This window comes from Micromonospora globispora, assembly GCF_003857015.1.
Taxonomy (GTDB): Bacteria; Actinomycetota; Actinomycetes; order Mycobacteriales; family Micromonosporaceae; genus Micromonospora; species Micromonospora globispora.
This window is the reverse complement of sequence record NZ_QGGF01000325.1, coordinates 1-6093: the sequence shown is the minus strand read 5'-3', so window position 1 is coordinate 6093 and position 6093 is coordinate 1. Positions and strand designations below refer to the sequence as shown.

The 6093-nt window shown below is 74.3% G+C and carries 5 protein-coding genes; 3 read left to right on the top strand and 2 right to left on the bottom strand.

The annotated features are described in order from the left end of the window. Positions 1-467 (top strand): nitronate monooxygenase (locus DKL51_RS16115; RefSeq protein ID WP_185734816.1); only part of this gene is annotated, 467 nt, incomplete at its 5' end. Between the two features lie 22 nt (positions 468-489). Here DKL51_RS16115 and DKL51_RS16110 read toward each other — a convergent pair. Further along, entirely contained in the window at positions 490-3297 is a 2808-nt protein-coding gene (locus tag DKL51_RS16110) for an FAD-binding and (Fe-S)-binding domain-containing protein (protein ID WP_109943615.1), read from the bottom strand. A gap of 251 nt (positions 3298-3548) precedes the next feature. Here DKL51_RS16110 and DKL51_RS16105 point away from each other — a divergent pair, with 251 nt between their 5' ends. Further along, positions 3549-4406 carry a S1 family peptidase gene (locus tag DKL51_RS16105; protein WP_109943614.1) on the top strand — a complete coding sequence of 286 codons (858 nt, stop codon included), beginning with the start codon at positions 3549-3551 and terminating at the stop codon, positions 4404-4406. A 48-nt stretch (positions 4407-4454) separates the two neighbouring features. Here the strand turns inward: DKL51_RS16105 and DKL51_RS16100 are convergent, their stop codons facing one another. Then, positions 4455-5267: an SAM-dependent methyltransferase gene (locus DKL51_RS16100; protein WP_109943613.1), complete on the bottom strand. Its 813-nt coding sequence runs from the start codon at positions 5265-5267 to the stop codon at positions 4455-4457. A gap of 133 nt (positions 5268-5400) precedes the next feature. Between DKL51_RS16100 and DKL51_RS16095 the strand changes: the two genes are divergently transcribed. Beyond that, a complete protein-coding gene (locus DKL51_RS16095) occupies positions 5401-6045 on the top strand; it encodes a maleylpyruvate isomerase N-terminal domain-containing protein (protein ID WP_109943612.1) in 645 nt (214 codons plus the stop codon). The last annotated feature ends 48 nt before the right edge of the window (positions 6046-6093 follow it).

Below are 6093 nucleotides of genomic sequence, written 5' to 3'. Positions count from 1 at the left end.
TCCCCGCTCTGCACGACCAGGCCGTCCACCCCGAGTTCTGCCGCGCCCAGACCGGACTGCCCGTCCTCGCGGCCGGCGGCATCGGTGGGGCTGACGACGTGCGGGCGGCGCTCGCCGCCGGAGCCACCGCCGTTCTGGTGGGCACGCTGCTGCTGCGGGCCGACGAGAGCGGGACGAGCGCCACCCACCGCGACGCGCTCGCCGATCCCCGCCGCGACCGGACGGTGGTCACCCGGGCGTTCACCGGACGGCCGGCCCGGGCGCTGCGCAACGACTTCATCGACCGGTACGACGCGGAAGCGCCGCTCGGCTACCCGGCACTGCACCACCTGACCCGGCCGCTGCGGGCCGCCGCCGCGCAGGCCGGTGACCCGGACCGGGTGCACCTCTGGGCGGGCACCGGCTGGCGCGCCGCAAGGGCCGCCCCGGCCGCCGAGATCGTCGGCGACCTGACCCGGAGTCTATGAGCCGGCCGCGTACCGGCCCCGGTCAGCGGGTCGCCTGGTCTAGGAGTTCGAGCAGGTGGCGGTACGGCTGGCCGGTCGCCCGGGCCATGCCGATCTCGCACGTGCGGTTGACCGAGGCGTACCCCTCGAACTCCCGCCGCGACACCGACCGGGCCTCCTCCCGGGTGGCGGAGGCGGTCAGCTCGGGGTGCAGCAGCCCCCGGTCGCCGGCGAAGCCGCAGCACTGCCACCCGTCCGGGACGACCACCTCGTCGGCGACCGCCTCAGCCACGGCGAGCAGCGCCGCGTCGAGCCCGAGCCGGGTGGACGAGCAGGTCGGGTGCAGGGCGAGCGAGGCGAGCCGCCGACGGACGGTCAGCCGGGGCAGCAGCTCGGTGGCGGCGTACGCGACGGCGTCCACGACGCGCACGGTGTCGCCACCGTCGGCGACCAGCCGGGCGAAGCCCTCGGTGCAGGACGCCGCGTCGCTGACCACGGGCAGTGCGCCGTCCCGGCTGGCCGCGCGCAGGGTGGGCGGCACCCGGTCCTGGACGGACTGGTAGCCCGCGGTGAGGCCCTTGGAGGACCAGGGGGTGCCGCAACAGATGGTGGCGATCCCGTCGGGGACGAGCAGGCGCACCCCGGCGCGCTCGGCCAGGGCCAGCAGCGCGGCCGCCACGCCCGGCCCACCCTCGGCGGGGGCGAACATGGTGCCCAGGCAGGACGGGACGAACACCGCGTCCGGGTCGTCGACCGGGTGGGGACGGCGGACGCTGCCGCCCCGGGGCAGGTCCCGTTGCCACCGCGGGACCCGCTCGGCGCCGAGGACGACGCGGGCGGCCCGGGTGGCGGCCTCGGGCAGCGCGGGCGGGAGGCTGCCGGCCAGGTCCAGCGCCCGGCCCATGCCGTGGGTGGTGGTGTCCCACCGGTTGGCGGCGCCCTGCCAGCCGGTCTGCGCGAGGCGGCCGTTCCGCTCAGCGCGCAGCCGCTTCACCAGGTCGCCGGTGTTGATGAGGACCGGGCAGGCGGTGGCGCACATGCCGTCGACGGCGCAGGTGTCCACCGCGTCGTAGTCGTAGTCGTCCGCCAGCTCGTCGGCCAGTTGCGCGTTGCCGTCGGCCCGGGCGGCGGCGATCTCCCGGCGCAGCACGATGCGCTGCCTCGGCGTGGTGGTCAGGTCGCGGCTGGGGCAGACCGGCTCGCAGTAGCCGCACTCCACGCAGCGGTCCACCTCCGGCTCGACAGTCGGCACGGTCTTGAGGTGCCGCAGGTGGATGTCGGGGTCGTCGCTGAGCAGGACGTCGGGGTTGAGCACGCCATCGGGGTCGCAGAGCCGCTTGACCTCGCGCATGACGTCGTACAGCTCGTCGCCGAACTGCCGGCGGACGTACGGCGCCATGACCCGGCCGGTGCCGTGCTCGGCCTTCAGCGTGCCGCCGTAGGCGAGGACGGCGTCGACCATCTCCTCGGTGAAGACGGTGTAGCGTTCCGGCGCCTCGCCGCCGGTGAACCGCTCGTTGAGCATGAAGTGCAGGTTGCCGTCCTTGGCGTGGCCGAAGATGACGCTCTGCTCGTAGCGGTGCCGGGTGAACAGCTCGGCCAGCTCGGCGCAGGTGTCGGCGAGCGCGGCCACCGGGACGGCGATGTCCTCCAGCAGCGCGGTGGTGCCGGAGGGGCGGGCGCCGGCGACGGCCGCGTACAGGCCCTTGCGGATGTGCCAGAGCGCCGCCCGGGCCGGCGCCTCGCCGCTGAGCCGGGCCGGGCTGGTCAGCGGCAGGTCGGCGAGGACCGGCCGGGCCGCCGCCACCCGGTCGGCGAGGACCTCCGGGTCGGTCTCCTGCCACTCGATCAACAGGGCCGCGTGCTCCCGCACGACCAGGCCCCGCAGGGCGGCGTCGGCCTGCGGGTCGAGCTGGGCGACGCGCAGGGCCTCGGCGTCGAGCAACTCGATCGCCGCCGGGCCGGCCGCCACCAGCGCCGGCATCGCGGCCATCGCCTGGCCGAGGGTGTCGAAGATGAGCAGGCCGGTCGCGGCGTGCCGGTGCACCGGTACGGTGCGGAAGGTCGCCGCGGCGACGAAGGCCAGGGTGCCCTCGCTGCCGACGACGAGCCGGGTGAGCAGGTCGCTGGGTGAGTCGTGGTCGAGGAACGCGTTCACCCCGTAGCCCATGGTGTTCTTCATGGCGTACTGGGCCTGGATGCGGCGCACCGAGTCGGGGTTGCCGCGCACCCGGTCCCGCAGCCGCAGGAGGCCGGCGTGCAGCTCCGGCTCGGTGGCCCGCAGCCGCTCGTCGGCGTCCCGGGCGCCGGTGTCCAGGATGGTCCCGCTGGGCAGCACGAGCAGCAGGGACTCCAGCGTCCGGTAGGTGTTGAACTGGGTGCCGCAGGTCATCCCGCTGGAGTTGTTGGCGACCACGCCGCCGATGGTGCAGGCGGACTCGCTGGCCGGGTCGGGGCCAAGCTTGCGGCCGTACGGGGCGAGCCGGTTGTTCACCTGGCGCAGCACGACTCCCGGCTGCACGCGCACCCGCCGGCCGTCGTCGAGGACGTCCACCTCGCGGAAGTGCCGGCGGGTGTCGACCAGCACCTGGTCGGTGACGGCCTGCCCACTGAGACTGGTGCCGCCGGAGCGGAAGGTCAGTGGCGTACCGGTCTGCCGGCTGTGCCGCAGCAGCGCCGCGACCTGCTCCGCGCTGCCCGGGGTGACCACCGCGCGCGGGTGCAGCAGGTAGTGCGACGCGTCGTGGGCCAGCCGCAACCGGTCCGCGGCCCGGGTCCGCACGCCGCCGGGGACCGCCGCGTCGAGCGCCGCCAGCGCCGGATCGGCGGCGCGGCGTCCCGCCCGGGTCATCGGAGTGGCCGTTCACCGGCGCGGGCGATCAGGCGCGAGGCCCCGGTCATTTTCGACTGCATGGCGCACCTCCCCCAGGCCACAGCCTAACCGCGAATCGGCCGACACTCCGGCGGGCCCTTGCCCCCGCATAGACCCTGGTGGATACTCGCCGCTACAGCGTTCGCCGAGGTCACCGCGTCGATGCCGAGATCCGGCACCGACCAGCGGGAGCCGAACCCGGTGCGCCCGTCCCCTTCGAGGAGGAGCCCGTGAGAACCCGACCCACCTCCGGCCGGTTCGCCCGACTACTCGCCGCCATCGTCGGCCTGGTCGCCGCCGGCGCGTTCACCGCGCCGACCGCCGCCGGCGCCGCCCCGCAGAGCTACGACCTCGCGCAGGCCAGCGACGCCGTCCAGGCGTCCGGCGTCGAGGGCATCGCCTGGCACGTCGACGCCGGCTCCGGGCGGGTGGTGGTGACCGCCGACGACAGCGTCTCCGCCGCCGAGATCTCGACCATCAAGCAGACCGCCGGACGCAACGCCGGCGCGATCCGGATCGACCGGGCGCGCGGAGTCTTCCGTGCGCTGCTCTCCGCAGGTGACGCCATCTACGGTGGCAACTACCGCTGCTCGCTCGGCTTCAACGTGGTCAAGTCCGGCGTCTACTACTTCCTGACCGCCGGGCACTGCGGGAACGTGGCCAACACCTGGTACACGAACTCCAGCCACACCACTCTCATCGGCCCGACCATCGGCTCCAGCTTCCCGGGCAACGACTACGCCCTGGTCCGGTACGACAACACCGGCCTGAGCCACCCGGGCGGCTACACCGCGGCGAACGCCTACGTCGGTGAGTCGGTGAAGCGCACCGGCTCGACCACCGGCACGCACAGCGGGACCGTGACCGCTCTCAACGTGACCGTTCGGTACGTCGGCAGCGGCACCGTCAAGGGCATGATCCAGACCACCGTCTGCGCCGAGCCCGGCGACTCCGGCGGCCCCCTCTACGACGGCACCAAGGCGCTCGGTATCACCTCCGGCGGCAGCGGTGACTGCAAGTCCGGTGGCACGACGTTCTACCAGCCCGTCCCCGAGGCCGCCAGCGCGTACGGCGTGACGGTCTACTGATCCACCGCTGGTCGGCCGCCCGGCTCAGCGCCGGGCGGCCGACCCCGGTCAGGCGACCTTGCGGCCCACCGCCGAGTACTCCGAGGTGGGGGTGGTGTCGTTGCCGTCCGGGCGCCACCGCGAGCAGGTGACCAGGCCCGGTTCGAGGATCTCGAGGTCGTCGAAGTAGCGGGCGATCTCCTGCGGGGTGCGGACGGCCATCGTCGCGGCGCCACCGTCGTTCCACATGTCCAGCGCCCGGTCGACCGCCTCCGGGTTGACCTCCCGAGTGGGGTGCGAGACGACCAGGTAGCTGCCGGCCGGCACCGCGTCGATCAGCCGGCGCACGCTCCGCACCGCCTCGTCGTCGTCCACGACGAAGTTCATGATGCCGAGCAGCATGATGGCGATCGGCTGGGTGAAGTCCAGCGTCCGGCGGGCCTCCGTCAGGATGCGCTCCGGGTCGCGCACATCCGCCTCGATGTAGTCGGTCGCGCCCTCCGGGCTGCTGGTCAGCAGCGCCCTGGCGTGCACGAGCACCATCGGGTCGTTGTCGACGTAGACCACCCGGGACTCCGGGGCGACCGCCTGCGCCACCTCGTGGGTGTTGTTCGCCGTGGGCAGGCCGGTGCCGATGTCGAGGAACTGGCGGATGCCGAGGTCACCGGCGAGGTGACGGACCGCCCGGCCGAGGAACTCGCGGTTGAACCGGGCCGACTGGACGAGCTCCGGCATGAACGCGAGAACCTGCTCCGCGGCCTGCCGGTCGGCGGCGAAGTTGTCCTTGCCACCGAGCAGGTAGTTCCACAGCCGGGCCGAGTGCGGGACGCTGGTGTCCAGGGCGTCCGTGCGCGCCGTCGTGGTCAGGGGTTTGTCCGTCACCGACGCTCCTTTGTGTCTGGCGGGTCCGGGTCAGCCTAGGTGCCCACCGCGTGGGCATCAACGCCCGGTCACCATCCGAAGTGGGCAATCCCGCGCATTCCCCGGTGACCGCGGCCGCGGTTACCGTGCGGAGATGACGCCTGACGGATACGCCACCCCCGATCCGCCGGCCGTACGCGAGGCCCTGGTCCGCCAGTGGTACCAGCTCGCCGTAGCGGTGTCCACGCTGGACCTGTCGACCCCGACGCGGGTGGCGGGCTGGACGAACCGGGAGGTCGTCGCCCACCTGGCCGCGCAGCCGCTGCTGCTGACCCGGTTCCTCGCCGGCGCGGCACCGCCCGGAGCGGAGGTGACGCTGGCGGTCAACCTCGCCGAGACCGGGGCGCTGGCCGTGGCGGTCGACCGGGCGGCCCGCACCGCCGCCCGTACCGGCCGCCTCGACCTGGCCGGCAACGTCGAGCGGGCGGTACCGGTGCTGATGGCGGCGGACCTGGGGCGCACCGTCGGCACCCTGCGGGGCGCGATGACGCTCGCCGACTACCTGATCACCCGCTGCGTGGAGGCGGTCGTGCACGGCCTGGACCTGGTGGCCCCGATGGCGCCGGATCCGGAGGCGGCTGCGATCGCGGCGGACGGCCTCCGGCTGGTGCTGGCACACCGGGCACCGGGACTGGTCTCCGTGGCGTCGGACCTGGACGCCGTGACATGGCTGGACCTCGCGACCGGGCGCCGGTCGGCGGCCGGCCCGCTGGCGCAGGTGCTGCCGCTGCTCACCTGAGCGAGGCGGTCCGCTCCCGCGGCGCCCGTCGGCGTCGGCCTGCCGATC